The sequence below is a fragment of the Rhodoplanes sp. Z2-YC6860 genome (assembly GCF_001579845.1).
GTDB lineage: Bacteria > Pseudomonadota > Alphaproteobacteria > Rhizobiales > Xanthobacteraceae > Z2-YC6860.
The window spans coordinates 2,497,607-2,520,828 of record NZ_CP007440.1 but is presented as its reverse complement, the minus strand read 5'-3'; the positions used below and the strand labels follow the sequence as shown (position 1 = coordinate 2,520,828).

Here is a 23,222-nt window from a genome sequence, read left to right as displayed (position 1 = left end):
CGCGATGGACTTCATCGAGATCAATGGCACGGCGCTGCGCTACGAGCTGACCGGCAGCGGCCCATCGACGCTGGTGCTGATCCACGAGATGGGCGGCACGCTGGAAAGCTGGGACCTCGTGCTGCCGCTGCTCTCAGACGGGCGAACAATCCTGCGCTACGACACCCGCGGCGCTGGGCTGTCGCAGAAAGTCCGTGCTCCGCTCAGCATCGACACCATGGCGGACGATCTCGTCGCGCTGATGGATCGGCTTGGCATCAAGCGAGCCGCGCTCGCCGGTGTCGCAGTCGGCGGCGCCATCGCGCTGCATACGGCGGTGCGGCACGCCGAACGCGTCGCAGCCGTGGTCGCGAGCAGCCCGGCGGTCAGCGTCGCGGCGGACAAGCATGTGGCCTTGCTGGCCCGCGTCGAGAGGATGGAGCGCGAAGGCCTGCAAACCGTGATCGACACGCTCGACAACGGCTATCCCGCAGAGCTGCGCACCGATGCCGAGCGCTTCGCAAGCTTTCGCGCCCGCTGGCTCGGCGGCGATCCCATCAGCTACGGCGCCATCTACCGGATGCTGATCGCGACCGACCTCCAGCCGGAGCTGTCGCGTATCCGTTGTCCGGTCCTGCTGACAGCCGGCGCGCTCGATCGCGTCCGCCCGCCGCATCTGGTCGAGCCGGTGGCGAAGGCGATCCCAGGCGCACGCTACCTGACGCTTCAGGCGGCGCACTACGCGCCGGTGCAGACGCCGGAGTTGTACGCGCAAACCATCGGCGAATTCCTGAAAGCGGTCGGAGCGTAGGCACGCCTGCCGCGGTATCCGCGGTGCTCACCCTCCCCTGGAGGGGGAGGGTCGACCGCCGGAGCGAAGCGTAGGCGGGCGGGGTGGGGTGAACTTTTTTGGCAAAGAAGATCACCCCGCCCCGCGAGCTTCGCTCGCGACCCTCCCCCTCCAGGGGAGGGTGAGTTGTTGCACCGCCGATCAAACTTCAAGCGACTTGCGTGCGGTTACACCGTCGCCGGCGTTCCAAGAATGACGGTCGCCTGCGACGACAGCACGCCGCCGTTGCCGTTGACCAGCGCGACCTCGCTGTCCGCCACCTGCCTTGCGCCGCACTCGCCGCGCAACTGGCGCACCGCTTCGATCAGGATCAACAGCCCGTACATGCCGGGATGGCAGTAGGACAGCCCGCCGCCGTTGGTGTTGACCGGCACGCTGCCCTTCGGCCCGATGCGGCCGCCGCTGACGAAGGCGCCGCCCTCGCCTTTCTTGCAGAAGCCCAGATCTTCCAGGAACAAAATGGTGTTGATCGTGAACGCGTCATAGAGCTCGATGACGTCGACATCCGCGGGCCCGAGCTTCGCCATGTCATAGGCGGCCTTGCCCGACGTGAGCGCGCCGGTCACCGTCAGATCCGGCATGCTGGTGATGTTGGCGTGCGTCACCGACTGGCCGCAGCCCAGCACATAGACCGGTTTCTTCTTCAGCGACTTTGCGCGCTCGGCCGAGGTCATGATGATCGCGCCGCCGCCGTCCGTGACCAGGCAGCAATCCCGCACCGTGAGCGGATAGCTCACCATGCGGGCGTTGAGCACATCGCTGATCGTCAGCGGTTTCTTCTCCCACGCCTTGGGATTGAGCTGCGCCCATTCGCGCGCCGCGACCGCCACCGCCGCGAGTTGCTCGCGCGTGGTGCCGAACTGATGCATGTGCCGCGACGCTGCGAGCGCATAGGCGCTCGCCGGCAGGAATGGCTTGAACGGCGTCTCGTAGGGGTTCGGTTCGCGGACCGACGCCTGCTTGCGTCCGACGCTGCGCTGGGTGCTGCCATAGGCGATCACCACGACATTGCAGAGGCCCAACTCGATCGCGCCCGCCGCCTGCGCCACGTGGTACTCGAACGACGACCCGCCCACCATCGTCGAGCCGAGAAACGGCGGGTTGATACCAAGATATTCGGCTAGGCCCAGCACCGACATGCGGCTCTGGGTGGTGGCCGAGAACAACCCGTCGACGTCTTTCAGGCTCAGCCCGCAATCGTCGAGCGCGCGCCGCACGCCCTGCCCCATCAGATCGAACACTGACATGCCGTCAGCCACCAGGCCGAGGTCGGACTCAGCCGCGCCGACGATGGCGGCGCTGCCGCGTGTGAGCCCCGCCATCACACGTCCTCCGCAAGCGTGAACACCGGATAAGGCGGTTCATCGCCGCCGGGATTGTGCACGCGGAAGCGCACGCGCTGGCCGATACGCACCTGCTCGGGTGGCGTGTCTTCCACCCGGCTCATCAAGCGAAAGCCCTCGTCGCAATCGATCAGCGCGACGTTGAAGGGCTTGCCTTCGGCCGGATGCACCACGGTCGTCGCATAGACCGTGCCCAGCCCCTTACTGATGCGCCATTCGAGCTTGTCGCTGCCGGTGAAGGGGCACAGCACGCGAGGATAGAACACCGCGCGGCCAGCCTCGGGACTGAATTGATAAGCCAGCTCGTTCTTGCCGAGATGATCGAGATAGGTGTTCAGCGGCGAAGCCTGTTGGTCCGGCATGGCGATCGATCATCCTCAATTCACGACGGCATCGGCACACTTTAGCGGCGCCGCATTGGACAGATCAATGATGGTTCTTTTGGGCGGTTTGTTTTCGCTAGTCTCTTGGGCTACGACTTGCGACACGCAACGCCGAGACATCGCCCCATGATCAACGTTCCGCAGCAGCAGGTGCCCGGTCTTTTTCATCGCCGGGTGGGCGACATCGTCGTCACCGCTGTCAGCGACGGCTTCCTCGACGCCTCGATCGACATGCTGCGCAATCTGCCTCGCGAAGAGATCGTGCGCATCCTCACCGAGAACTTCCGGCCGACGCGACGCACGGCGGTCAACGCTTTCCTGATCTATTCGGCAGGCCGGCTGGCTTTGGTCGACACCGGTTGCGGCGGCTACCTCACGCCGACCACCGGCAAGCTTCTGGCCAATCTGAAAGCCGCCGGCGTCGATCCGGCCGCCATCGACACCGTTCTGCTGACCCACGTGCATCCCGACCATTCGGGCGCACTGTTCGACATGACGTCCGGCCGGCGCAACTTCCCCAATGCCGAGCTCGTCATGCACGAGAACGAAATCGCGCACTGGTTCGACGACGCCAGGATGGCCGCGGGCACCGACCGCGAGAAGCGGCTGTTCTTCCAGGCCGGCCGCGATCAGCTCGCGCCCTACAAGGACCGCTGGCAGCCGTTCAAGAGCGGCGAGGTGTTTCCGGGTGTGACCGCGATTCCGCGCCCCGGCCACACGCCGGGACACACCACGTACATGATCAGTTCGGGCAAGGATCACTTGCTGATCTGGGGCGACACCATTCACGTACAGGAGCTCCAGACCGCGCATCCGGAAGTGTGCCTCGACTTCGACATCGACAAGGAGCTCGCCATCGACTCACGCCGCCAGGTGTTCGACATGGTCGCGACCGATAAGCTCCTGTTCACCGGAATGCACATGCACTTTCCCGGCCTCGCCCACCTTGTGAAGGCCGGCTCCGGCTACAGGGTGATTCCGATGGCGTGGGAGCAGACGCTCTGACGAAGGCGTCGGCTCACTTGATCTTGATGCCCGTGGCCTTGATCAGTTCGCCCCAGCGGTCGATCTCCCGCTGCACGTAGGCCCGGAAGTCGGCGGTCGAGTTGCCCACCGCGATCACGCCCTGCCCCGCGAGCTTGTCCTTGACCTCAGGCGAGTGCAGCGCCTCGGTCGCCGCGGCGTAGATCTTGTCCAGAACCGGCTTCGGCGTCGCGACCGGCGCGACGAGACCATACCAGTTGTCGGCCTCGACCTTGGGCATGCCGAGCTCGGCCGTGGTCGGAATATCAGGCAGGATGGCGATCCGCTGCGTGCTCCCGATCGCGAGCGCCCGCAGCGTACCGGCTTTGATCGAGCCCATCAGCACCGGCACATCGGCGAACATCATCTGCACATGGCCGCCCAGGAGATCGTTCACGGCGGGCGCAGCGCCGGTGTAAGGCGCGTGCACGATATCCATTCCTGCGGTGTGCTTCAGGAGCTCGGTCGCCATGTGCGGCATGCCACCCGGTCCGGTCGACGCGAATGTCAACTTGCCGGGCTGGGCCTTGGCAAGCGCCACCAGCTCGGCAAGCGTTTTGGCGGGTACGGTCGGATTGACCACGAGGATTTCCGGCACCGAGACGATCTGTGTCAGCAGCGCTAGGTCCTTCATCGGATGGAACGGCATGTCGTCGCGCAGCGTGACGTTCATCGCGAGCTGGCTCGAAGGCGCGATCGCGATCGTGTAGCCGTCCGGCGTCGACTTTGCGACGGAGTTGATGCCGACCAGGCCGCCGGCGCCTCCCCGGTTCTCGATCACCACGGGCTGGCCGAGCAGGCTCGACATCTTTTCGGTCACGACGCGGCTGATGACGTCGGCGGGACCGCCGGCCGGGAACGGCACGATGAAGCGGATCGGATGATTGGGAAAATCCTGCGCGAACGAAATCGCCGGCCACAGCAACAGAACAGCGAGGCCCACCAGGCGCACCAGTCTGGACATCAGGACATCCTCCCTTGCCGGTCCGCAGCCGGCCCGTGTCGTTTATTCTGCGGCTACTCTACAAAGCAGCCTGCTTGCGCCAAGGCTAGCAGGTTCGGTCTCGAAAGACTAATAATCTGTGCTATTGGGTGTTCAGGCGGGACACTCAGTCGCGCTCCGGACCGTTAGAACTACGCCGGCAGTGACAGGAATTTTGATGTTCTACGATCCAAGGCGCAACGACCACAATCTGCCGCACAATCCCTGGACCGCGCTGGTGGTGCCGCGCCCGATCGGCTGGATCTCGACCGTCAGCAGGACCGGCGTGGTGAACTTGGCGCCCTACAGCTTCTTCAACGCGGTGTCGGCCCATCCGCCTTTGGTGCTGTTCTCCAGTAATCCGCGCAAGCATTCCCAGATCAATGCCGAGGAGACGGGAGAGTTCGTCGTCAACATGGCGACCTGGGACTTGCGCGACGTCATGAACGCCTCGTCGGCCGAGTTCGGCGCGGAAATCAGCGAGCCTGCGCGTGTCGGCATCGAGATGCTGCCGTGCCTCAACGTCAAGCCGCCCCGCGTCGCCCGCACCCCCGTGGCACTGGAATGCAAATACAACACCACGGTGCAACTGACCGGCTCGGACGGCAACAAGTATCCGTCGTCGATGATTGTGGGCGAGGTCGTCGGTGTGCATGTCGACGACGCCGTGATTGTCGACGGCCAGATCGACGTGCGCAAGATGAAGCCGATCGCACGCCTTGGCTATATGGACTACAGCGTCGTCGAGGACTTCTTCACGATCAAGCGCCCGGAAAGGCCCGCGGACGCGCCGCCCTCGCCGCCCAAACCACAACACTGACCTCGCAACATCAACGCCGGGACGTTTCCGATGCGCATGAAGCTCCACTGGTCGCCGCGCTCGCCGTTCGTGCGCAAGGTCATGATCGTCGCGCATGAGCTTGGTCTTGCCGACCGCCTCGACTGCGTCCGCACGGTGGCGGCGACCACCCAGCCGCACGAAACGCTGATGAAGGACAATCCGCTGTCCAAGCTGCCGACGCTGGTGCTGGCCGACGGCACGGTGATCTACGACTCGCCGGTGATCTGCGAGTATTTCGACAGCCTGCATGACGGGCCAAAGCTGTTTCCCGCCACCATGCCCGAACGGCTGACGGTGCTGCGCTGGCAGGCGCTCGGCGACGGGATGCTGGATTTTCTGCTGCTGTGGCGGAACGAGCTGACCCGGCCGGCGCAGTCCGAGCCGCATCTCAACAGCTATCGGATCAAGCGGGGTAAAACGCTGGAGTCGCTGGAGGCTGAGGCTGCCACGCTGGAGCGGATGCCCTATTCCGTCGGTCACATCGCGGTGGGTGTCGCGCTGTCCTACATCGACTTCCGCTTCGAGGGCGATCCCTGGCGGCAGCAGCATCCAAAGCTCGCGAGCTGGCACAAGGCGATCGCTGCTCGGCCGTCGTTCAAGCTCACCGAAGCGGTGGACGATTCTTGAATCGGGTGGTGCAGCCTCTTCACCTCTCCCATAGGGAGAGGTCGACGCGCGAAGCGCGTCGGGTGAGCGACTGTCTCGCGTGTCAAGCGATTTGCCATGGTCGTTTGTCCCGCACGATGGCGTTGAGGATAGTCAGCAGTTTTCTGGCGACTGCGATAATGGCGACCATCTTCGGCTTGCCGGCCTTGGTCAGGCGATTGAAGAAGGCCTTCAAGACCGGGTTGTGCCGCATGGCGACCATCGCGCCCATGAACAACGCGGTGCGCACGGATTTGCGACCGCCGCCAATAAAGCTCCGCCCCTTCCACTGGCCGGACTGGCGGGTGAAGGGGGCAAGCCCTGCGAGCGCAGCGATCTGTTTGCGGCTGAGCGTGCCGAGTTCGGGCAGATCGGCAATGAGCGTGCGCGAGATGATCGGGCCGATGCCTGGCACGGAGGCGAGCAGATCCTCCTTCTCGCGCCAAGCCGGCGAGCCGCGCACGCTGTCGTCGATCTCGCTATCGAGCTCGGCGAGTTCCTTCTCCAGCATGCCGATGACCCGGCGGATGCTTTTGCGCAGGCGCGACACGGCTATCCGCTTCTCGCGCTGGCTTTCCGCGCCGATCATCTCGATGATCTGCCGGCGGCGGGCGACGAGATCGGCCAGAAGCTGCGTTGCCTCGTCTGCCAAGGGCCGCGGCTGCGGCTTCGTCGCCTCCGCGAAGTGGGCGATCACAGCGGCATCGATCGGGTCGGTCTTAGCGCGCTGCCCGAGCGCCTTGGCAAAGGCTCGGATTTGGGCCGGGTTGACGACGACAACAGGAAGCGCCGCGGCAGCCAAAGAGGCTGCCACCACCGTTTCAAAGCCGCCGGTGGCTTCCAACGCAATAATCCCCGGCGCCAGGGCCCGCATCCGCTCGATCAACCGACCCACGCCGGATGCATTGCGCGTCACCACAAACAGCTCCCCACCGGGGCGCACAGCCACGTCCAGGCGGTCTTTCGAGACGTCGATACCGACAGCGATGATGTCCATGGCGACCCGTCCTTGCCTAATCGAGCTTTGCTTCTTGCGGCCCAGGCGACTGTTCGGGTTCGATGGAACGGCGGGCGGGGCGCCAAGCTCACCCACGGTCTTGCAAGACCTCGGGGTTTGCGGACACCCGCCCGTCACCGCGACCACAACTTTAGACGAGTCGCGGCTATGAGAATTACAAGGGGGTACGGTTTATCGATAGAGCTGTTCCCCCTCACCCCGACCCTCTCCCCGCTGGGGAGAGGGAGCACACCGCCGATACGGTAACTGTCATTCAATGGCTTTCGCCCGCGCCTCGTCGAGGCCGCGCAGAATCTCCGGCATGCGCACGCGCGCCTGCTGGCCCAATTGCTCGAACGAGCTGTTGCCGTGGCTGTCGATACCGACCACCAATGGGCCGAGTTCCTGGACGTTGAGCTTCACCAGCCGATAGTGCGCGACGAGATCGTCCCAGGCCACCTGGCGCACCGCTTTGATCGCAGCCGAATGCAGCGCCGAGCCACCGCCGAGAAACGAGAGATAGACGCAGCCGACGTCCTTCATGGCCTTCGCCGACTCCAAATCGAGTCCGCCTTTGCCGCCAACCATGCGGAGACCGAAACGGCGGATGAAACCCGGCATGAACGGATTGAAGCGCGTGCTGGTGGTCGGGTTCATGTAGAGAACCTCGAACGCGCCATCCTTCTCCTGGCTGTAACTGCCGAGATGAAACAGCGTGCCGCCGGTGAGATCCATCGGCAAAGGCTTGCCGGCATCGATATAGTCCTGGATGCGCTGATGGGTCGGCAGCCCCGCCGTGATGACGATGTCGCCATCGAGCAGGACGAAATCGCCGGCCTTGAGCTTGCGCACGTCAGCCTCGCTGATCGGCAGCTTGAGCCGGATGGCGCCGTCGAGATCGAGGGAGGTGCTCATTCGAATTTCTCGATGCGGCCGTCGTTGTAGATGCGCGCGCCGGCGCGGCGGTTGATCCAGCAGTTGAAGCACACCGCGACCGGCGTGAAACCGTGACCGGAGGAGTATTCAACGTTGACGGCCAGCGCCGTGGTGTCGCCGCCAGTGCCCATCGGACCGAAGCCGGTCTTATTGACGGCTTCGAGCAGCCGCTGCTCCATCGCGGCGATCTTGGGCTCGGAATTCAATTCGCCATAGGGACGCAGCGTCGCCATCTTGGCGAGCTTGGCGCAGTGATCGAACGTGCCGCCGATGCCCACCCCGATCACCACCGGCGGACAGTGCTGCGAGCCCGCCTTCAGCACGCAGTCCATGACGTATTTCTCGATCACCTCGAGTGATGGAAAGCTGAAAATCTCCAGCGCCGCCCAGCGGCCCGAGCCGAGCGCTTTCGGCGAACACAGGATTTCGACGTAGTCGGCCCCGTCAATGAGGTCGTAGCTCACCAAGGGCATGTCCTTGCCCTTGTAGCCGCGCTCCTGCGTGAGCGGATTGGTGACGTGCTTGAGGATCGGCGGATCGATCGTGGCGACCAGATGGTCGAAGCCGTCGGAGATCGCCTGCTTGATCGGCCCTTCGAGCCGCGCCTCGGTACCGATCTTGACGAAGTACACCGGCACGCCAGCGTCGGAGCAAACGTGCTTCCGCGTGGTCTCGGCCGCGATCGCGCTGCGCAGCATCAGCGCGAGGATCTTGCGGGCGCCCTCGTTGCTCTCTTTGTCGTAGGCGCGCTGGAGCGCACCCTTGGTGTCTTCGGGGATTTTCATCAGGCAGGAGCCGTAAAGCTCCGATGCGACCGACTTGACCTGATCGTAGGTGATGGCCACGCGACTTGGCTCCGGCAAAGGCTCTTGGCCCTCGAAAACAAGAGGGCCGTGGTAAAAGATCAATATTCTAGCTATATGGGTTTGCGCCACAAGTTCAACCGGAACGCTCCATGACCGAAACCGCACGGCTGAAAGCGGTGTGCATCGCCACGGTTCCGCCGGATCTGCGTTCGCTGGTGGCGCAGCGCTGCGATATGTCCGAGTTGCCCGCCTCGTGGCCGGCCGACCCGGTGCCTGGGGTGCGGGTCGCGGCGACCACCAGCATGCATGGCATCGACGCCAAACGGCTCGACGCCCTTCCTGACCTCAAGATCGTGATCTGTAACGGCGCCGGCCTCGACAAGATCGATCTCGCCGCCGCCCGCGCCCGCAACGTCGCGATCTGCAACACACCCGATGAACTCGCCGACGACGTCGGCGAGGCCGTCATCGCCATGACCTATGGCATCATGCGCCGGGTGGCCGAGGCCGACCGCTTCATGCGCAGCGGGCGCTGGCAGAAGGAACGCATCGCCGCCTCGCACCGGGTCGCGGGCAAGACCATGGGCATCGTCGGCCTTGGCCGCATCGGCCAGCGCGCCGCGAAATTCGCGCAAGGCGTCGGCATGACGGTGGTCTATACCGGGCGGAAGCCGAATCCGGCCGTGCCTTATGCCTTCGAGCCGGATTTGCTGGCGCTCGCGAAACGCTCGGACGTCCTTGTGCTGTCCTGCACTGCGACCGAAGAAACGCGGCATCTCGTCAACGCCGAAGTCCTTCAGAAGCTCGGCCCCGACGGATACCTGATCAACGTGTCGCGCGGCTTCGTTGTCGAGGAGCCCGCGCTGATCGCGGCGCTTCAGAACGGCACGATTGCCGGCGCGGCCCTCGACGTGTTCGCCAGCGAGCCCGGTTTCGATCCGCGGTTCCTCGAAATGCAGAACGTGGTGCTCTCGCCGCACTCGGCTTCGATCACCCTCGAGACCCGCGCCGCGATGCTCAACCGCCTCGCCCGCGATCTCGACAGTTTTCTCGCCGGACAGCCCTTTCACGACGCAGCATCCGACGCTCTCCCAGGAGGTTCCCATGGCCGCTAAGGCCACAGCCAAGCCGGCGCGAGTCGATCTGAGCCGCAGCGCGGTCGCGCGCTACATCCAGCTCGCGAGCCTGTTCCGCCGCCGCATCCAGGCCGGTGAATGGGGCGTCGGCGCGCAGATCCCGACCGTTGAGGACCTTTCGGCCGAATGCGGCGTGGCGCGGGCCACCATCCGTCAGGCTCTGGGCCAGCTCGAAAGCGAGGGCCTGATCGAGCGCTATCGCGCCAAGGGCACCTTCGTGAAGGAGCGCGCCAAGGAGCAGCTCTGGTGCGAAGTCGCGACCGACTGGTCGGGCCTCCTGATGTCGCGCGCCGGCGCGATCATCGAGGTCCTCTCCGACGACCGCGGCCAGAAGCCACGGCAAATTCCGCATCCGATCGGCAAGCTGGCGCCGTCCTACCGGCGGCTGCGGCGCCGCCACACCCGCGACGGCGTGCCGTTCCTGCTGGCCGAGCTCTACATCGACGAACGGCTGAGCAAGCGCATGACGCGTACCCTGTTCGAGACCAAGACCGCGCTGCGGCTGATTGCCGATATCCCTGGGGTGAAGATCAAGGACGCGCGGCAAAGCCTCACCATCGGCACCGCCGATGTCGAGATCGCGCAGGCGCTGAACATTCCGCTCAATGCGCCGATCGCCTGCGTCACCCGATCGGTGGTCGACCAGAACGGCAGCCTGGTGTTCATCGGCGAAGGCCTTTACCGAGGCGACCAGGTCCGCATCGACATGAAGCTGAAGTGAAAAGAGCGCTTCAGCCCGACACCTCGCGGCGCAGAATTGCAGCCGCATCGGCCATCGCCTTGAGCTTGCCGAACGCCACGTCACGCGGCAGGTATTTCATGCCGCAGTCGGGCGCGAGGATCACGCGGTCTGGCGACACATAGGGCAGCGCGCGGCGGACGCGGCCGGCGACCGTCTCCGGCGTCTCGATGGTCATGTCGCCGAGATCGAGCACGCCGAGGATGATGTGCTTGTCCGGCAGCTTCGCCAGAATCGCGCAGTCGAGCTTGGGCTGTGCCGTCTCGATCGAGATCTGATCGGCCTTGCAGGCGTTGAGCTCCGGCAGGAACGAATAGCCCGACGGCTTGGTCGACACGCGCGCGGCATAACCGAAGCAGAGATGCACCGCGGTCTTGCCCTTGGCGCCTTCCAGCGCCCGGTTGATGGCCGGGATCGCGAAGCTCCGCGCCTTTTCGGGCTGCGCCTGCAGGAACGGCTCGTCGAGCTGCACCACATCGGCACCGGCCGCGAACAGCTCCTTGATCTCGTCGTTGAGCGCGGCCGCGCAGTCCATCGCGAGTGCCTTGTCATCGTGATAGTGCTCGTCGAACAGCTGCTGCGTCATCGTGAATGGCCCCGGTATGGTGATCCGGATTTGCCGGTCGGTCTGCGCACGCAGGAACGCAACGTCGCGGACCTGCACCGGGGCACTTCGTCGCAGCTTGCCCACGACGCGCGGCACGATCTGCACACGGCCTGCCGTGCGTGACGGGATTTCCGCCGGATGGTCGCTGTCCATGCCCTCGAGCGCGGTGGCAAAGCGATTGGAATAGCTCTCGCGCCGCATCTCGCCGTCGGTGACGACATCGACGCCGGCGCGCTCCTGATCGCGCACCGCGAGGACTGTCGCGTCGTCCTGCGCCTGATCGAGCAACGCGCCATCCATGCGCCACAGCTCGCGCGCCCGCGCGCGCGGCGGCACGATCTCGGCGAGCTTCTTGCGATCGATCAGCCAGTCCGGCTGCGGGTAGCTTCCGACCAGCGTCGTTGGGAACAGCACGTTTTCGGTCTCTCCGTTTGTAAAAGATCACTCATCTAGCTTATTGTTCAATTGATGGCGTCGTCAAACCGTGGGCAAGCGAAAGCCTGCAGGCGCGAGGATGGGAGGAAATCGAAATGAAGCGCATCGCAGCGCTCGCCGCGCTCGTGTGGATCGCACTGTCCGGACACGTCACGGCGCAGACCTATCCCACCCGCAACATCACGCTGGTCAATCCCTACGCCGCGGGCGGGCCCGCCGATCTTCTGGCGCGCACCGTCGCCGAAGGCATGGCCGCTGCGCTCGGTCAGCCCGTCGTGGTCGAAAATCGCGTCGGCGCCGGCACCGCGCTCGCCGCGGCCTATGTGGCCCACGCACAGCCCGACGGCTACACGCTGTTCATCGGCGGCTCGCCGTCGCACATCATTGCGCCAGCGCTGTCGAAGGGCGCGAAGTTCGACGGCATCAAGGATTTCGTGTTCATCGCGATGGTGGGCAATGTCCCCAACGTTCTCGTGGTGCCGGCGCAGCGTCCCTACAAGACCGTCCAGGAATTGATCGCGGCGGCGAAAGCCGCCAACGGCGCGATGAACTTTGCATCCGTCGGCCAGGGCAGCCTGCCGCAACTGCTCGGATTGAAGTTTCAGCAGGTCGGCGGCTTCAAGCTGGTGCATGTGCCCTATGGCGGCGCGGCGCCGGCTTCGACCGATCTCCTCGCCGGCCGCATCGATCTCGGCTTCCTCAACCTGCCGCCGCTCCTGCCGCACATCCAGGCCGGGACGTTGCGCGCGCTGGCGGTTGCCAACGAGGTTCGGTCCGAAGCACTGCCGCAGCTTGCCACCATGGGTGAACTCGGTTTCGCCGACTTCGACCTAAGCACCTGGTACGGCATCTCGGCGCCAGCCGGCACGCCGCGGCCGGTCGTGGAGAAGCTCGCGGCTGTGATCGCGCAGGTGATGAAAGCGCCGGAGACGAAGGACAAGCTCACCAAGGCCGGTGTGGAGATGTTCCACAAGGGCCCGGAGGAATACGCGGCTTACGTCCAGCAGGATGCCAAGCGCATGCTGCCGCTGATCGATGCGGCCGGGTTGCGCGAAAATTAACTTCGCATAGTTGCAGCGAATAAAACTCTTACCCCGTCACCCTGAGGTGCGAGCGAAGCGAGCCTCGAAGGGCGACGGCCCGGGATTTCGGGGCCGCATCCTTCGAGGCCCGCTTTCAGCGGGCACCTCAGGATGACGGATCGAGAGCGCCGTTGCCTCAACTCTTAAAAACTGGCTTCCGCTTCTCCGCGAAGGCGCGTTGCGCCTCTTTGGTCTCGTCGCTCGACGCGAGCGCAACAGTCTGCGACTGCTCGAAGCGGTAGGCGTCACGCAGCGGCAGATCCTCGGTCACATTGAACGAGCGCTTCGCGGCGCGAACCGCCATCGGGCTCTTCGACGCGATTTCCAGCGCGATGCCGCGCGCGGTTTGCGCAAGCGCATCGGCCGGCACGCAGGCTGATACAACATTCATCCGCAACAGTTCCGGCCCGGGAATCCGGCGTGCCGTGTAGATCAACAGCCGTGCGTCGGACTCGCGAAAGAACCGCCGCACGTGGCTGACGCCGCCGGCAAGCCCGACATCGACCTCGGTCATCGCGAGATAGCCCTGCTCGCTCGCGATCAGGATGTCGCAGCAGAGCGCCAGCACGCAGCCCGCACCGATCGCCGCGCCGTTGATCGCGCAGACCACCGGCTTCTCGCATTCCAGCACGGCGTTGAAGCTCTCGCGCACCAGGCGGTTGTGCTTCGGATAGGCGCCGGCTTCGCCGAGCGTCGGCCGCTCCTTCAGGTCGGCGCCGGCCGAGAAGGTCTTGCCCTCGCCGGTCAGAACCACGGTGCGCACGTCCGAACGATCGCTGAGTTCATCGAAGATCGTCACGATCTCTTCGCGGAACTTGCGATTCTGCGCGTTCACCGGCGGACGCGCGAGCATCACCGTCGCGACGTAATCCGACACCTCAACCTTGAAGCACTCGTAGGTCCCGGTCATTACGCGCTCCTCGGTTTGCACGCCGGCAGGTTCGTCAGCCCGCCGCCGGGCGGCGGCGCGAGCGGGGGCTTCGCGCCATCCGGCAGCGGAATTTCATGGACGTTCAGCGTCATCGACACCATCGTGTAGTAACCGATCACGCCGGTGAGCTCGACCACGCCGCGCTCGCCATGGCGCGCCTTCACCGCGGCATAGAGCGAGGGTTCGACCGTGCCGGTCTGTTGCAGCTGACGCGCAAACTCGTAGACCTCGGCCTCGGCTTCGTCGGCGAACGCCGGCGGCTGCGCCAGACGAATGGCCTCGATGCAGGCCGGATCGATGCCTGCTGCCTTCGCGGCTTCGGAATGGATATGAAACTCGATCTGGCTGTTCCAGCGCCGGCCGGTGACAATGATGGCCAGTTCATTGAGCTTCTTCGGCAGCACCGTCGAGAAGCGCAGATATTCGCCGAGCCGCGACCAGCGTCGCGCCAGGTCCGGGCTATGGATCACGGCGCGCAATGGCCCGACCAGCTTGCCGCGCACGCCGTTCACGATCTCGTCGTGGACGTCACGCTGTTCGGCGGTCATCTCCTCGACCGAAGGGAAATGCAGGCGCCCCATCAGGATTTCTCCAAGCCAAATTCACGCAGGACTTCATCGGTGTGCTGGCCGAGCAGCGGCGGCGCGCGATCGAAGGCGAGCTGCGCATTGGCGAAATTCAACGGGCTCACCACCTGCGGCACGCGGCCACCCGTGGGATGCGGCAGTTCGCGCAGCATCTTGCGGTGCTGAAGCTGCGGCTCCGCGAACACCTCAGGCACCGTGTTGATCGGCGAGCACGGCACGCCGGCGGCTTCGAGTGCGGCCGCAAGCTCGGCGCGCGAGCGCTTGGCGAACTCGGCGCGCAACAGCGGATCGAGCACCGGGTGGTTGCGCACACGCGCCGGATTGGTCGCGAAGCGCTCGTCGCGCGACCATTCGGCGTGTCCCAGAATCTCCGCGAGCTTGGCGAACTGCCCGTCATTCCCCACCGCCAGCGCCACGAAGCCGTCGGCGCAGGGGAACACGTCCTGCGGCTGGATATTGGGATGCCGGTTGCCGCCGCGCTTCGGCGTGTTGCCCGAGACCAGCCAGTTCATCGCCTGGTTGGCGAGAAACGCCGACTGCACGTCGAGCATCGCCAGATCGATGTAGTCGCCCTGCCCGGTCTCGTTGCGCCGCGCCAGCGCCGCAAGCACGCCGACCGCCGCGTACATGCCGGTCATGAGATCGACGATCGGCACGCCGACCTTCTGCGGCCCAGCGCCTGGCATGCCGTCGCGCTCGCCGGTCACGCTCATCAGGCCGCCCATGGCCTGGATCATGAAGTCGTAAGCCGCGGCGTCGCGCTTCGGCCCGGTCTGACCGAAGCCGGTGATCGAGCAGTAGATGATCTTCGGATTGACAGCCTTCAGGCTCTCATAATCGAGCCCGAAGCGCTTGAGCGTACCGACCTTGAAGTTCTCCAGCACGATGTCGGAGCGTGCCGCAATCGCGCGCACGATCGCCTGCCCCTCGGGCTTGTCGAGATCGAGCGTGATGGAACGCTTGCCGCGATTGACCGACAGATAATAGCCGGCCTCCTTGGTGGGCTTGCCGGATGGATCGGACAAAAACGGCGGGCCCCAGCTTCGCGTGTCGTCGCCCGCGCCGGGCCGCTCGACCTTGATGACGTCGGCGCCAAGATCGGCCAGCACCTGGCCGGCCCACGGCCCGGCCATGATGCGGCTGAGATCGAGCACGCGCACATGCGACAACGGACCGGCCATCTGATCCTGCCTGTTTGCGATTTTCGAGGCGAATGACGGCGCCGCTTTCGCGGGCGACGCGGCCCTTGTTGACACGCGATATGTCATAATGCTGACCTATAGGTCAATGTCACGCAATCCGGGGGCGAACGTGGCCGTTTTCTCGATGAAATTGCTTGCGGCAGCCATCGCGCTCTGCATCTCGGGCACCGCCATGGCCAGCGAACGCCGCAGTGAAGTCGTCCGTTATAACGACGTCCAGATCGACGTCGTCATCGACGGCCGCGGTCCGGCAATCGTGCTGCTGCCCTCGCTCGCGCGCGACTCCGACGATTACGACGAGGTTGCCGAAGGACTCGCGGCGGCAGGCTTCAGCGTGCTGCGGCCAAAGCCGCGCGGCATCGGCAACAGCAAAGGCCCGATGACCGGCATCACGCTGCATGACTTTGCGCGCGACATCGCCGAAACCGTGAAGGCGCATGGCGGCGGCAAGGCGGTGATCGTCGGACACGCCTACGGCAACTGGGTGGCGCGGATGACCGCCACGGACTATCCGGGTCTCGTGCGCGGCGTGGTGATCGCGGCCGCGGCCTCGAAACAATATCCGCCGGAACTGTCCACCGCCGTGACCAACGCGGGCAATCTGTCGTTGCCCGACGAGAAGCGTCTGGAAGCGCTGCGCTTTGCGTTCTTCGCGCCGGGCCACGACGCGACGGTCTGGCTCAAGGGCTGGCATCCGGACATCCGCGACAGCCAGCGGGCCGCCGTCGCGGCGGTCAAGCAGAGCGACTGGTGGGCCGGCGGCACCGCGCCGTTGCTGGAACTTCAGGCCGCGAACGATCCGTTCAAGCCGGAATCGAAGCGCAACGAGATGAAGGACGAGTTCGGCCAGCGCGTGACGATCGCGGTGATTCCGAACGCGAGCCACGCGCTGATCCCCGAGCAGCCGAAGGCCGTGGTCGACGCACTCGTGCAATGGATCAAAACGCTGCCGCAGTGATGATGCGAGCGGCGCCGGGAGGAAATACCATGCGATTGATTGCGCTCGCGGGCGCGTTCTTCGTCGCGGCAATGTCCAATGCACAGGCCTGGCCCGACCAGCCCATTCGCATGGTTGTGGGCTATGCGGCCGGCGGCACCACCGATGTTGCCGCGCGCCTGGTCGGCGAGCGCCTCGCGGCTCGGATCGGCAAGCCTGTCGTTATCGAGAACGTCGCCGGCGCCGGCGGCAACACCGGCGCGGCGCTCGTCGCGAAAGCGCCTGCCGACGGTTACACGATACTGATGGCCACGCCGGGCCAGGCGGTGATGAACCAGTTCATGTACAGCCGCATGCCGTTCGACACGGCGACCGCGTTCGCGCCGGTCGCCTATATCGCATCGGTGCCCAGCGTTCTGGTGGTCAGCCCCACACTTGGCGTGACCACGACCTCGGATTTTCTGACGAAGATGAAGGCACGGCCGGACGGCGCGAACTTCGGCAGCGCAGGATTGGGCTCGACCGGGCACCTCGGCGGCACTCTGCTCGCGATGAAAACCGGGCTCAAGGCCCAGCACGTGCCCTATCGCGGCAGCGCGCCGATGCTGCAGGACCTGATGGCCGGCAACATCCAGTTCACGATCGATACGGCACCCGGCGTGATGAGCTTCGTCACATCGGGCACGCTGAAGGCGCTGGCCGTGACGGGCAAGGCCCGGGCGCCCGCATTGCCCGATGTGCCCAACAATGTGGAGGCAGGCATTCCCGACGTCGAAATGGCGAGTTGGCTCGTGGTGCTGGCGCCCGCCGGAACGCCGAAAGACATCGTTGCCCGCCTCAATCGCGAGATCGATCAGGCGGTTGCCGAGCCGGTGCTGAAAGAGAAGATCGAAAAACTTGGGGCGGTGCCCACCGGCGGATCGCCGGACGTGGTGGTCGAATTTCTACGCGGCGAGACCGAGAAATGGAAAGCCGTCATCCAGGCGGCCACGATCAAAATTGAATAAACGCGGCGTTGTGCTAATATGCGGCTGCTATTCACGGAGGAAACGACATGACCTGGACCACCCCTACTCTCGTCGAAATCTGCGTCGGCCTCGAGATCAACGGCTATCTCCCGGCCGAATTCTGATTTTTCTGCTGTTTTTCAGGTTCTGAGCGGCGGCCATCGGGCATGATGGCCGCCTCAAATTTTGCGCCCTCGGTCTGCGCCTCGCTCAGGATCGCATTGGTGAGATTGGCGCCTTCGAGATTGGCGCCGCGCAGATCGGCTCCGTGAAAATTGGCACCGAACAGATTGACGCCGGCGAGCGTCGCGCCGCGAAGGTCGGCGCCCGTGAAATCCGTTTCGACCATGTCGGCCATCGCGAAATTGATGCCCTGAAGGTCCATGCCTCGGAGATTCTGCTTGTCGAGGCGCGCGCCGCGGAGATCGGCGCCGGTCAGCGTCGCGCCCGCGAGCCGGGCCGCACGGAGGTCCGCCGAGCGGAGATTGGCGCCGGTGAGATTGGCCTGGTTCAGCTTGGAGCGGCCCAGGTAGGCGCCGCGCAGATCGGCGTCGCTCAGATTCGCGCCCGACAGGTCAGCCTCGTAAAGCAGCGTGCCGGCGAGCACCGCCTTGGTGAGATCGGCCCACTTTGCATCGACCAGATTCAGATTCGCGCCTGGCAGCTTCGCGCCCGACAGATCGGCACGTACGAGCGACGCCCGGAACAGGCTCGCGTTGGAAAGGTCGGCGCCATGGAGCTTCGCACGATCAAGCTTGCTTCGCTTGAGGTCTTGCTCGTGGAGATCGCGGCCGGACAGATCGCATTCGACGCAGGCCTTTACGGTTCCGCTGAGGAAGGTTTCGACATCGTCAGCCGACATCGCAACATTTGCCGGCCAGACCAGCGCCGCCGCAGTCAGCAGCCCCCTCAGAACCTCACGCATGCGCGAAAGCTTCCACTTGTGTCCGATGCACGTCCGGCCGATCATCGCGCCAACGAATGAACTCGGAGCATAGTCCGGACGCATGAGCGTCGACAACGGCATCGCCATTGCCCCAGCCGCGCCCATCGGCACGGCCGCGAATGCGTCGCGTCCGCGCATCGCACTTGGCGATCTTTTGTGGCGGCGGCGCTCGGTCCGCGCCCAACTCCTGATCACGATCCTGCTGATCGATCTGATTGCGGCCGTCGCGGCCTGCGGCGTCATCATCTTCCAGACCCGGACCTCGGTGCAGGTCGAAGTCGCCTCGTCGATGAAGCTTGCCGATCTGCTGGTGCAGGAAAGCATCCAGATGCAGGAGGATGTGCCGGCCGAGCGCATCCTGCAAAATCTGCCGCTGCAGCTTCGGTTTCTGCGCCATGTCCGGATCGCCGTGCATGATCTCGCAGGCAATGTCGTGAGACTCAACGAGCCCGCGGATGGCGCCCGTGGCGATGAACGCCCCGACGCGCCGGCCTGGTTTGCGGCGCTGATGGCGGTGCCGGTGGAGCGGCATGAATTTCCCGTCCAGATCAAAGGCCGCCGGATCGGCTCGGTGATCGTCACCGGCGAGCCGAAAGACGAAATCGCCGAGGCCTGGGAACACACCGCGGCGCTGGGGTTGATCGCGCTCACGCTCAACGCCGCAGGCATTGGACTCCTTTATCTCCTGTTCGGCCGCGTGCTGGAACCGGTGGCGCGGCTGGCCTCGGGCCTTGCAGACCTCGAGCGCCGCAATTACGAGGTCCGGCTGCCGCCGCCTGAAGCCGCCGAATTCGCCACGATCACGGCGCGCTTCAACGCTCTGGCTGAGGCGCTGAACGGCTTGCAGGCGGAAAACCGCACGCTCAATCGCCGGCTCATCACGGTGCAGGACGACGAGCGCCGCAACATTGCACTCGAACTTCACGACGAAGTCGGGCCGAGCCTGTTCGGACTGAAAGCGATGGTCAGTTCCGCCATGACTTCAGTCGGCAAGACCAGCGACGCTGCCAAGAACCGCCTGAGCGAGATGCAGACACTGATCGAGCATATGCAGGCGACCAACCGGAATCTTTTGAACCGCCTGCGCCCCATGGCGCTCGGCCATGTGCCGCTGGAAAACGTGCTGTCAGAGCTCATTCGTGAACGCGCCCGGCAGCATCCGCAGCTCAAGTTCTCGTTTTCCGAAACCGGCCTCAAAAGCGGCTACGGCGATTCCATCGACCTCACCGTCTATCGTTGCGTCCAGGAAAGCCTGACCAACGCGATGAAACACGCCGGCGCCAAAAGCGTCGACGTCCAGGTCGCGGCGACAGCCGACGCGCTTTCGCTGACCATCCGCGACGACGGCCGCGGCATCGATCCGTCGCAGCCGCTCGGCTTCGGCCGGCTCGGCATGCAGGAGCGCGTCGAGGCGCTGGGCGGCACATGCGTCATCGAAAGCGAGAGCGGACGCGGCACTGCCGTGGGCGTCCGCATCCCGCTTGCGCATGCGGATCAGGAGCGCGACGGCCAATCGTGACCAGCGTTCTGATCATCGACGATCACCCGATCGTGCTGCAAGGCTGCCGCCGCATCCTGGAAGACGCGCGCGTCGAGACCGTGCTCGAGGCCCGCGACGCCGTGTCGGGGTATCGCAGCTATTGCCGTAACAAGCCCGACGTGGTGGTCATCGATCTCGCCATGCAGGGCAAAGGCCTCGGCGGGCTCGCGCTCATCCGCCGGATCAAGTCGCGCAACGCGCGGGCGCGGATTCTCGTATTCAGCATGCACAGCGACCCGACCATCGTGGCGCGCGCGCTCGAGGCCGGCGCCACCGGCTATGTGATCAAGGACACCTCGTCGGAGGAGTTCGTCGAGGCCTTCGAAAAGGTACGCGCCGGCACGCCCCACCTCAGCAATGAACTGGCCATGCAGGTGGCCCTCGTCGGCACCGGCTCCGGCGGCAGCCCGCTCAAGGACCTGACGCCGCGCGAGATGGAGGTGCTGGCACTGCTCGCCCAAGGCAAGCCTTATGGCGGCATCGCCGAAACGTTGAACGTCAGCTACAAGACCGTGGTCAACCTCTGCGCGCAGCTTCGGCAGAAGCTCGGCGCCAAGAACCTGCCCGAGTTGATCCGCACGGCAGTGCAGCTCCTCGCCCCGTCCGCCTGACAGATTTTCCACCGTTGCCAAATGTTCCCGGGTCGATTTGGCAAAAGTGCCCGGGACTCGCGGCCTTCAAACGGAGGACAATTCCCCAACAAGAACAGCTTGTTGGGGGCGGAGTGCTGGGGCGGTGTGTCAATTGGCGGTCGGCCGGGATCGGCCGCGTGTGGCTTGCGGCGGGGCTCGGCTTGGCCGTAACCGTCTGGTCCGATGCCGCCCAGAGCCAGGAGTCGGTGTTTCTTCCCAAGATCGACGTGATCGCGCCCTCGCCGCTCAGCGGCTCGACGGCACGAATCCGCCGGGCCTCGAACGCGCCTGTGCAAACCACGACGCAGGCGCCCGCCGCACCCGCCCCGGCGCCGAGCACGACCGAAGGTGGCGGCATCGACCGCGACAAGATCGCGGCCAACACCCAGACGCTCACCGCTGAGGATTTCGAACGCACCAATTCTCCGTCGATCACCGACACGCTGATGCAACGCGTGCCGGGCGTCTCCGTCACCGACGTTCAGGGCAACGGCTTCACCCAGGACCTGCGCTATCGCGGCTTCGCCGCTTCGCCGCTGCAGGGCACGCCGCAAGGCCTCGCCGTCTATATGAGTGGCGTCCGCGTCAACGAGGCTTTCGGCGACACGGTCAATTGGGACCTGATCCCGACCAACGCGATTAACCGCGTCGACATGTGGACCAACAATCCGACGTTCGGCCTGAACGCGCTCGGCGGCGCGGTCAATGTCCAGATGAAGAATGGCTTCACCTATAACGGCACCGAGGTCGAAGGCATGGGTGGCTCATATGGCCGGGTTTCCGGCGGCGCCCAGTATGGCGGGCAGAAGAACGGCGTCGGCCTCTACCTCGCCGTCCAAGGCGCCAAGGACAACGGCTGGCGGTACCAATCGCCCGCGGACGTCCAGCGTTTCTACGGCGATCTTGGATGGAAAGGCGATCGCGCCGAGGTCCATCTGATCGGCCAGGTCGGCCACAACTCCTTCGGCGTCGTCGGGCCGACGCCGATCCAACTGCTGAACAAGGACAAGCAGGCGATCTACACATGGCCGCAGACCACGCGGAACGATGTGCAGCTCATTGCGCTGAACGGCAAGGTGAATGCCACCGACGACTGGACGCTGCAAACCAATCTCTATGCCCGTCATTTCCGGCAGCGCCATGTCGACGGCAACGACGGCGATATCGAACGATGCGGCGGCGTCCTCGGCAACGTGCTGTGCCTCAACGATGACTCGGCGCCCGGCGCTTCGGCGGCGCAGCGCCAGATCCTCACGGCCAATAATGCCGCGATTCCTTGTCCGCCCGTCGGCGGCGTCAATCCGTGTCGCGGCGTGCCTTATGGCACCATCGACCGCACTTCGACGGACGCCACCACGATCGGCGCCTCGGCCGAGGCGTCGAGCACCGCCAAGCTGCTCGGCCACGGCAACAACTTTTCGTTCGGAGGCAGCATCGACCACAGCAGCGTCGACTTCGGCGCGGCCAGCGAACTGGGTTACATTTTTCCGGACTTGTCCGTCGGCCCGAACTCGATCATTCCCGGCACCGGACAGATCATCCACACTGCGGGCAACATCGGCTACGCTCCGGTCAGCCTCAAGGCACACAGCACCTACTACGGCCTCTACACCACCGACGTGTTCGACATCACCAAGAACCTGTCGCTGAACGCCGGCGCGCGGCTGAACGTCGCCAAGATCAGCACCGCCGATCTTCTCGGCACCAGCCCCGATCTCAACGGCGGGTACACCTTCACCAAGCTCAATCCGATGGTGGGGCTGGCCTACAAGATCAATCCATGGGTCACGGTCTATGGCGGCTATTCGGAGGCGAACCGCGCGCCGACGCCGCTCGAACTCGGCTGCTCCAACCCCAACAAGCCCTGCCTCCTCGAAGGCTTCCTGGTCTCGGATCCGCCGCTGCGGCAGGTGACATCGCAGACCTACGAGACCGGGCTGCGCGGCCAGAGCCCGCTTCGCGGCGGCGTCTTTGAATGGAAGGTCGGGCTGTTCCGCACCGACATCAAGAACGACATCGTCAATGTGGCAAGCCCGATCCAGGGCCGCGGCGTGTTCCAGAACGTCGATGCCACTCGCCGGCAGGGCTTGGAGGCCAACGCCGAATACCGCTCGAAGAAGTGGTTCGCCTATGCCAGCTACAGCTACATCGACGCGACCTATCAGTTTGACGGCGACCTCCCCTCGCCCAACAACCCTTTGGCTGACGCAGACGGCAATGTGCACGTCACACCGGGCAAGAAAATTCCGGGCATTCCGCAGCACCAATTCAAAGCGGGAGCCGAATACCTGGTCACGCCCAAGTGGAAGGTCGGCGCGGATGTGATCGTGGTGGGCAGCCAGTATTTCGTCGGCGACGATGCCAACCAGAACGAAAAGCTTTCGAGCTACTGGGTGGCCAACCTGCACACATCCTACGACCTGTCGCCGAACGTGCGGCTGTTCGGGCTGGTCAACAACCTGTTCAACAAGACCTACTACCCCTACGGCACCTATTTCGATCCCTCGTCGGTCCGGAACGCCATCTCGACGGCGCTCACCGACCAGCGCACGCTGACGCCCGGCCAGCCGCTCTCGATCTATGCAGGAATGAAAATCAAGCTCTGAGCAACCGCAGCATCGCAATCCCGCACGGTCAGGACCGCCGAATGGGCGGT

At 64.9% G+C, this 23,222-nt stretch carries 24 protein-coding genes; 13 read left to right on the top strand and 11 right to left on the bottom strand.

From position 1 onward, the window contains the following. Positions 1 to 4: 4 nt before the first annotated feature. Positions 5 to 790, top strand: coding sequence for an alpha/beta fold hydrolase (locus tag RHPLAN_RS11820; protein WP_068017726.1), 786 nt, complete (start codon positions 5 to 7; stop codon positions 788 to 790). Positions 791 to 996: 206 nt separating this feature from the next. Here the strand turns inward: RHPLAN_RS11820 and RHPLAN_RS11815 are convergent, their stop codons facing one another. Both RHPLAN_RS11815 and RHPLAN_RS11810 read right to left on the bottom strand, forming a co-directional pair. Next, positions 997 to 2,151, bottom strand: a complete 1,155-nt coding sequence (locus tag RHPLAN_RS11815; protein ID WP_068017723.1) for a thiolase family protein — start codon at positions 2,149 to 2,151, stop codon at positions 997 to 999. Then, positions 2,151 to 2,534 (bottom strand): Zn-ribbon domain-containing OB-fold protein, encoded by a 384-nt coding sequence (locus RHPLAN_RS11810; RefSeq protein WP_068017721.1) that lies wholly within the window; start codon positions 2,532 to 2,534, stop codon positions 2,151 to 2,153. Before RHPLAN_RS11810 ends, RHPLAN_RS11815 begins: the two co-directional genes overlap by 1 nt. Positions 2,535 to 2,681: 147 nt before the next feature. Here RHPLAN_RS11810 and RHPLAN_RS11805 point away from each other — a divergent pair, with 147 nt between their 5' ends. Further along, the gene (locus RHPLAN_RS11805; RefSeq protein WP_068017717.1) at positions 2,682 to 3,560 is read left to right on the top strand and encodes an MBL fold metallo-hydrolase; all 879 of its coding nucleotides are present in this window, start codon (positions 2,682 to 2,684) and stop codon (positions 3,558 to 3,560) included. A 13-nt stretch (positions 3,561 to 3,573) separates the two neighbouring features. Here RHPLAN_RS11805 and RHPLAN_RS11800 read toward each other — a convergent pair whose 3' ends face one another. Further along, positions 3,574 to 4,542 carry a Bug family tripartite tricarboxylate transporter substrate binding protein gene (locus RHPLAN_RS11800; protein ID WP_157100233.1) on the bottom strand — a complete coding sequence of 323 codons (969 nt, stop codon included), beginning with the start codon at positions 4,540 to 4,542 and terminating at the stop codon, positions 3,574 to 3,576. Positions 4,543 to 4,738: 196 nt separating this feature from the next. Here RHPLAN_RS11800 and RHPLAN_RS11795 point away from each other — a divergent pair, with 196 nt between their 5' ends. Together RHPLAN_RS11795 and RHPLAN_RS11790 are read left to right on the top strand one after the other, a co-directional pair. Continuing rightward, on the top strand, positions 4,739 to 5,380 hold the full coding sequence (locus RHPLAN_RS11795) for a flavin reductase family protein (protein WP_068017711.1): 642 nt from the start codon (positions 4,739 to 4,741) through the stop codon (positions 5,378 to 5,380). Positions 5,381 to 5,410: 30 nt separating this feature from the next. Then, complete coding sequence (locus RHPLAN_RS11790) at positions 5,411 to 6,028, top strand: glutathione S-transferase family protein (RefSeq protein WP_210180576.1); 618 nt, start codon at positions 5,411 to 5,413, stop codon at positions 6,026 to 6,028. Between the two features lie 82 nt (positions 6,029 to 6,110). Here RHPLAN_RS11790 and RHPLAN_RS11785 read toward each other — a convergent pair whose 3' ends face one another. From RHPLAN_RS11785 to RHPLAN_RS11775, 3 genes are all read right to left on the bottom strand, one after another. Continuing rightward, a complete protein-coding gene (locus RHPLAN_RS11785) occupies positions 6,111 to 7,043 on the bottom strand; it encodes an IS110 family RNA-guided transposase (protein WP_068013030.1) in 933 nt (310 codons plus the stop codon). 270 nt (positions 7,044 to 7,313) lie between these two features. Then, entirely contained in the window at positions 7,314 to 7,958 is a 645-nt protein-coding gene (locus RHPLAN_RS11780; protein ID WP_068017708.1) for a fumarate hydratase C-terminal domain-containing protein, read from the bottom strand. Next, positions 7,955 to 8,824, bottom strand: a complete 870-nt coding sequence (locus tag RHPLAN_RS11775; protein WP_084244747.1) for a fumarate hydratase — start codon at positions 8,822 to 8,824, stop codon at positions 7,955 to 7,957. Before RHPLAN_RS11775 ends, RHPLAN_RS11780 begins: the two co-directional genes overlap by 4 nt. Before the next feature lie 110 nt (positions 8,825 to 8,934). Here RHPLAN_RS11775 and RHPLAN_RS11770 point away from each other — a divergent pair, with 110 nt between their 5' ends. Beyond that, positions 8,935 to 9,900 (top strand): 2-hydroxyacid dehydrogenase, encoded by a 966-nt coding sequence (locus tag RHPLAN_RS11770; RefSeq protein WP_068017705.1) that lies wholly within the window; start codon positions 8,935 to 8,937, stop codon positions 9,898 to 9,900. Further along, positions 9,890 to 10,642, top strand: a complete 753-nt coding sequence (locus tag RHPLAN_RS11765) for a GntR family transcriptional regulator (protein WP_198164864.1) — start codon at positions 9,890 to 9,892, stop codon at positions 10,640 to 10,642. Before RHPLAN_RS11770 ends, RHPLAN_RS11765 begins: the two co-directional genes overlap by 11 nt. A gap of 10 nt (positions 10,643 to 10,652) precedes the next feature. On the opposite strand, the gene RHPLAN_RS11760 is transcribed toward RHPLAN_RS11765, so the two are convergent. Further along, the gene (locus tag RHPLAN_RS11760) at positions 10,653 to 11,681 is read right to left on the bottom strand and encodes a uroporphyrinogen decarboxylase family protein (RefSeq protein ID WP_068017702.1); all 1,029 of its coding nucleotides are present in this window, start codon (positions 11,679 to 11,681) and stop codon (positions 10,653 to 10,655) included. Between the two features lie 116 nt (positions 11,682 to 11,797). Between RHPLAN_RS11760 and RHPLAN_RS11755 the strand changes: the two genes are divergently transcribed. Next, a complete protein-coding gene (locus tag RHPLAN_RS11755; protein WP_068017699.1) occupies positions 11,798 to 12,763 on the top strand; it encodes a Bug family tripartite tricarboxylate transporter substrate binding protein in 966 nt (321 codons plus the stop codon). Positions 12,764 to 12,920: 157 nt separating this feature from the next. On the opposite strand, the gene RHPLAN_RS11750 is transcribed toward RHPLAN_RS11755, so the two are convergent. From RHPLAN_RS11750 to RHPLAN_RS11740, 3 genes are read right to left on the bottom strand one after another with little or no spacing between them, the layout of a single operon-like run. After that, positions 12,921 to 13,694, bottom strand: a complete 774-nt coding sequence (locus RHPLAN_RS11750) for an enoyl-CoA hydratase/isomerase family protein (RefSeq protein WP_068017694.1) — start codon at positions 13,692 to 13,694, stop codon at positions 12,921 to 12,923. Continuing rightward, positions 13,694 to 14,296 (bottom strand): carboxymuconolactone decarboxylase family protein, encoded by a 603-nt coding sequence (locus tag RHPLAN_RS11745; RefSeq protein ID WP_068017692.1) that lies wholly within the window; start codon positions 14,294 to 14,296, stop codon positions 13,694 to 13,696. Before RHPLAN_RS11745 ends, RHPLAN_RS11750 begins: the two co-directional genes overlap by 1 nt. Next, on the bottom strand, positions 14,296 to 15,483 hold the full coding sequence (locus RHPLAN_RS11740; RefSeq protein ID WP_068031056.1) for a CaiB/BaiF CoA transferase family protein: 1,188 nt from the start codon (positions 15,481 to 15,483) through the stop codon (positions 14,296 to 14,298). The genes RHPLAN_RS11745 and RHPLAN_RS11740 overlap by 1 nt, the downstream gene beginning before the upstream one ends. A 130-nt stretch (positions 15,484 to 15,613) precedes the next feature. On the opposite strand from RHPLAN_RS11740, the gene RHPLAN_RS11735 reads away from it, so the two are divergent. From RHPLAN_RS11735 to pqqA, 3 genes are read left to right on the top strand one after another with little or no spacing between them, the layout of a single operon-like run. Beyond that, positions 15,614 to 16,462 carry an alpha/beta fold hydrolase gene (locus tag RHPLAN_RS11735; protein ID WP_198164862.1) on the top strand — a complete coding sequence of 283 codons (849 nt, stop codon included), beginning with the start codon at positions 15,614 to 15,616 and terminating at the stop codon, positions 16,460 to 16,462. 29 nt (positions 16,463 to 16,491) lie between these two features. Continuing rightward, a complete protein-coding gene (locus RHPLAN_RS11730; RefSeq protein WP_198164860.1) occupies positions 16,492 to 17,448 on the top strand; it encodes a Bug family tripartite tricarboxylate transporter substrate binding protein in 957 nt (318 codons plus the stop codon). A gap of 47 nt (positions 17,449 to 17,495) precedes the next feature. Next, on the top strand, positions 17,496 to 17,573 hold the full coding sequence (pqqA, locus tag RHPLAN_RS38340) for a pyrroloquinoline quinone precursor peptide PqqA (protein ID WP_084246512.1): 78 nt from the start codon (positions 17,496 to 17,498) through the stop codon (positions 17,571 to 17,573). On the opposite strand, the gene RHPLAN_RS39310 is transcribed toward pqqA, so the two are convergent. Then, the gene (locus RHPLAN_RS39310) at positions 17,552 to 18,373 is read right to left on the bottom strand and encodes a pentapeptide repeat-containing protein (protein WP_198164858.1); all 822 of its coding nucleotides are present in this window, start codon (positions 18,371 to 18,373) and stop codon (positions 17,552 to 17,554) included. The genes pqqA and RHPLAN_RS39310 overlap by 22 nt on opposite strands. 82 nt (positions 18,374 to 18,455) lie before the next feature. On the opposite strand from RHPLAN_RS39310, the gene RHPLAN_RS11720 reads away from it, so the two are divergent. The 3 genes from RHPLAN_RS11720 (at position 18,456) to RHPLAN_RS11710 (ending at position 23,172) form a co-directional block, all read left to right on the top strand. Continuing rightward, a complete protein-coding gene (locus RHPLAN_RS11720; RefSeq protein ID WP_068017684.1) occupies positions 18,456 to 19,913 on the top strand; it encodes an ATP-binding protein in 1,458 nt (485 codons plus the stop codon). Continuing rightward, positions 19,910 to 20,545 carry a response regulator gene (locus RHPLAN_RS11715; RefSeq protein ID WP_068017681.1) on the top strand — a complete coding sequence of 212 codons (636 nt, stop codon included), beginning with the start codon at positions 19,910 to 19,912 and terminating at the stop codon, positions 20,543 to 20,545. The genes RHPLAN_RS11720 and RHPLAN_RS11715 overlap by 4 nt, the downstream gene beginning before the upstream one ends. 113 nt (positions 20,546 to 20,658) lie before the next feature. Beyond that, complete coding sequence (locus tag RHPLAN_RS11710) at positions 20,659 to 23,172, top strand: TonB-dependent receptor (protein ID WP_237180118.1); 2,514 nt, start codon at positions 20,659 to 20,661, stop codon at positions 23,170 to 23,172. Positions 23,173 to 23,222: the final 50 nt, after the last annotated feature.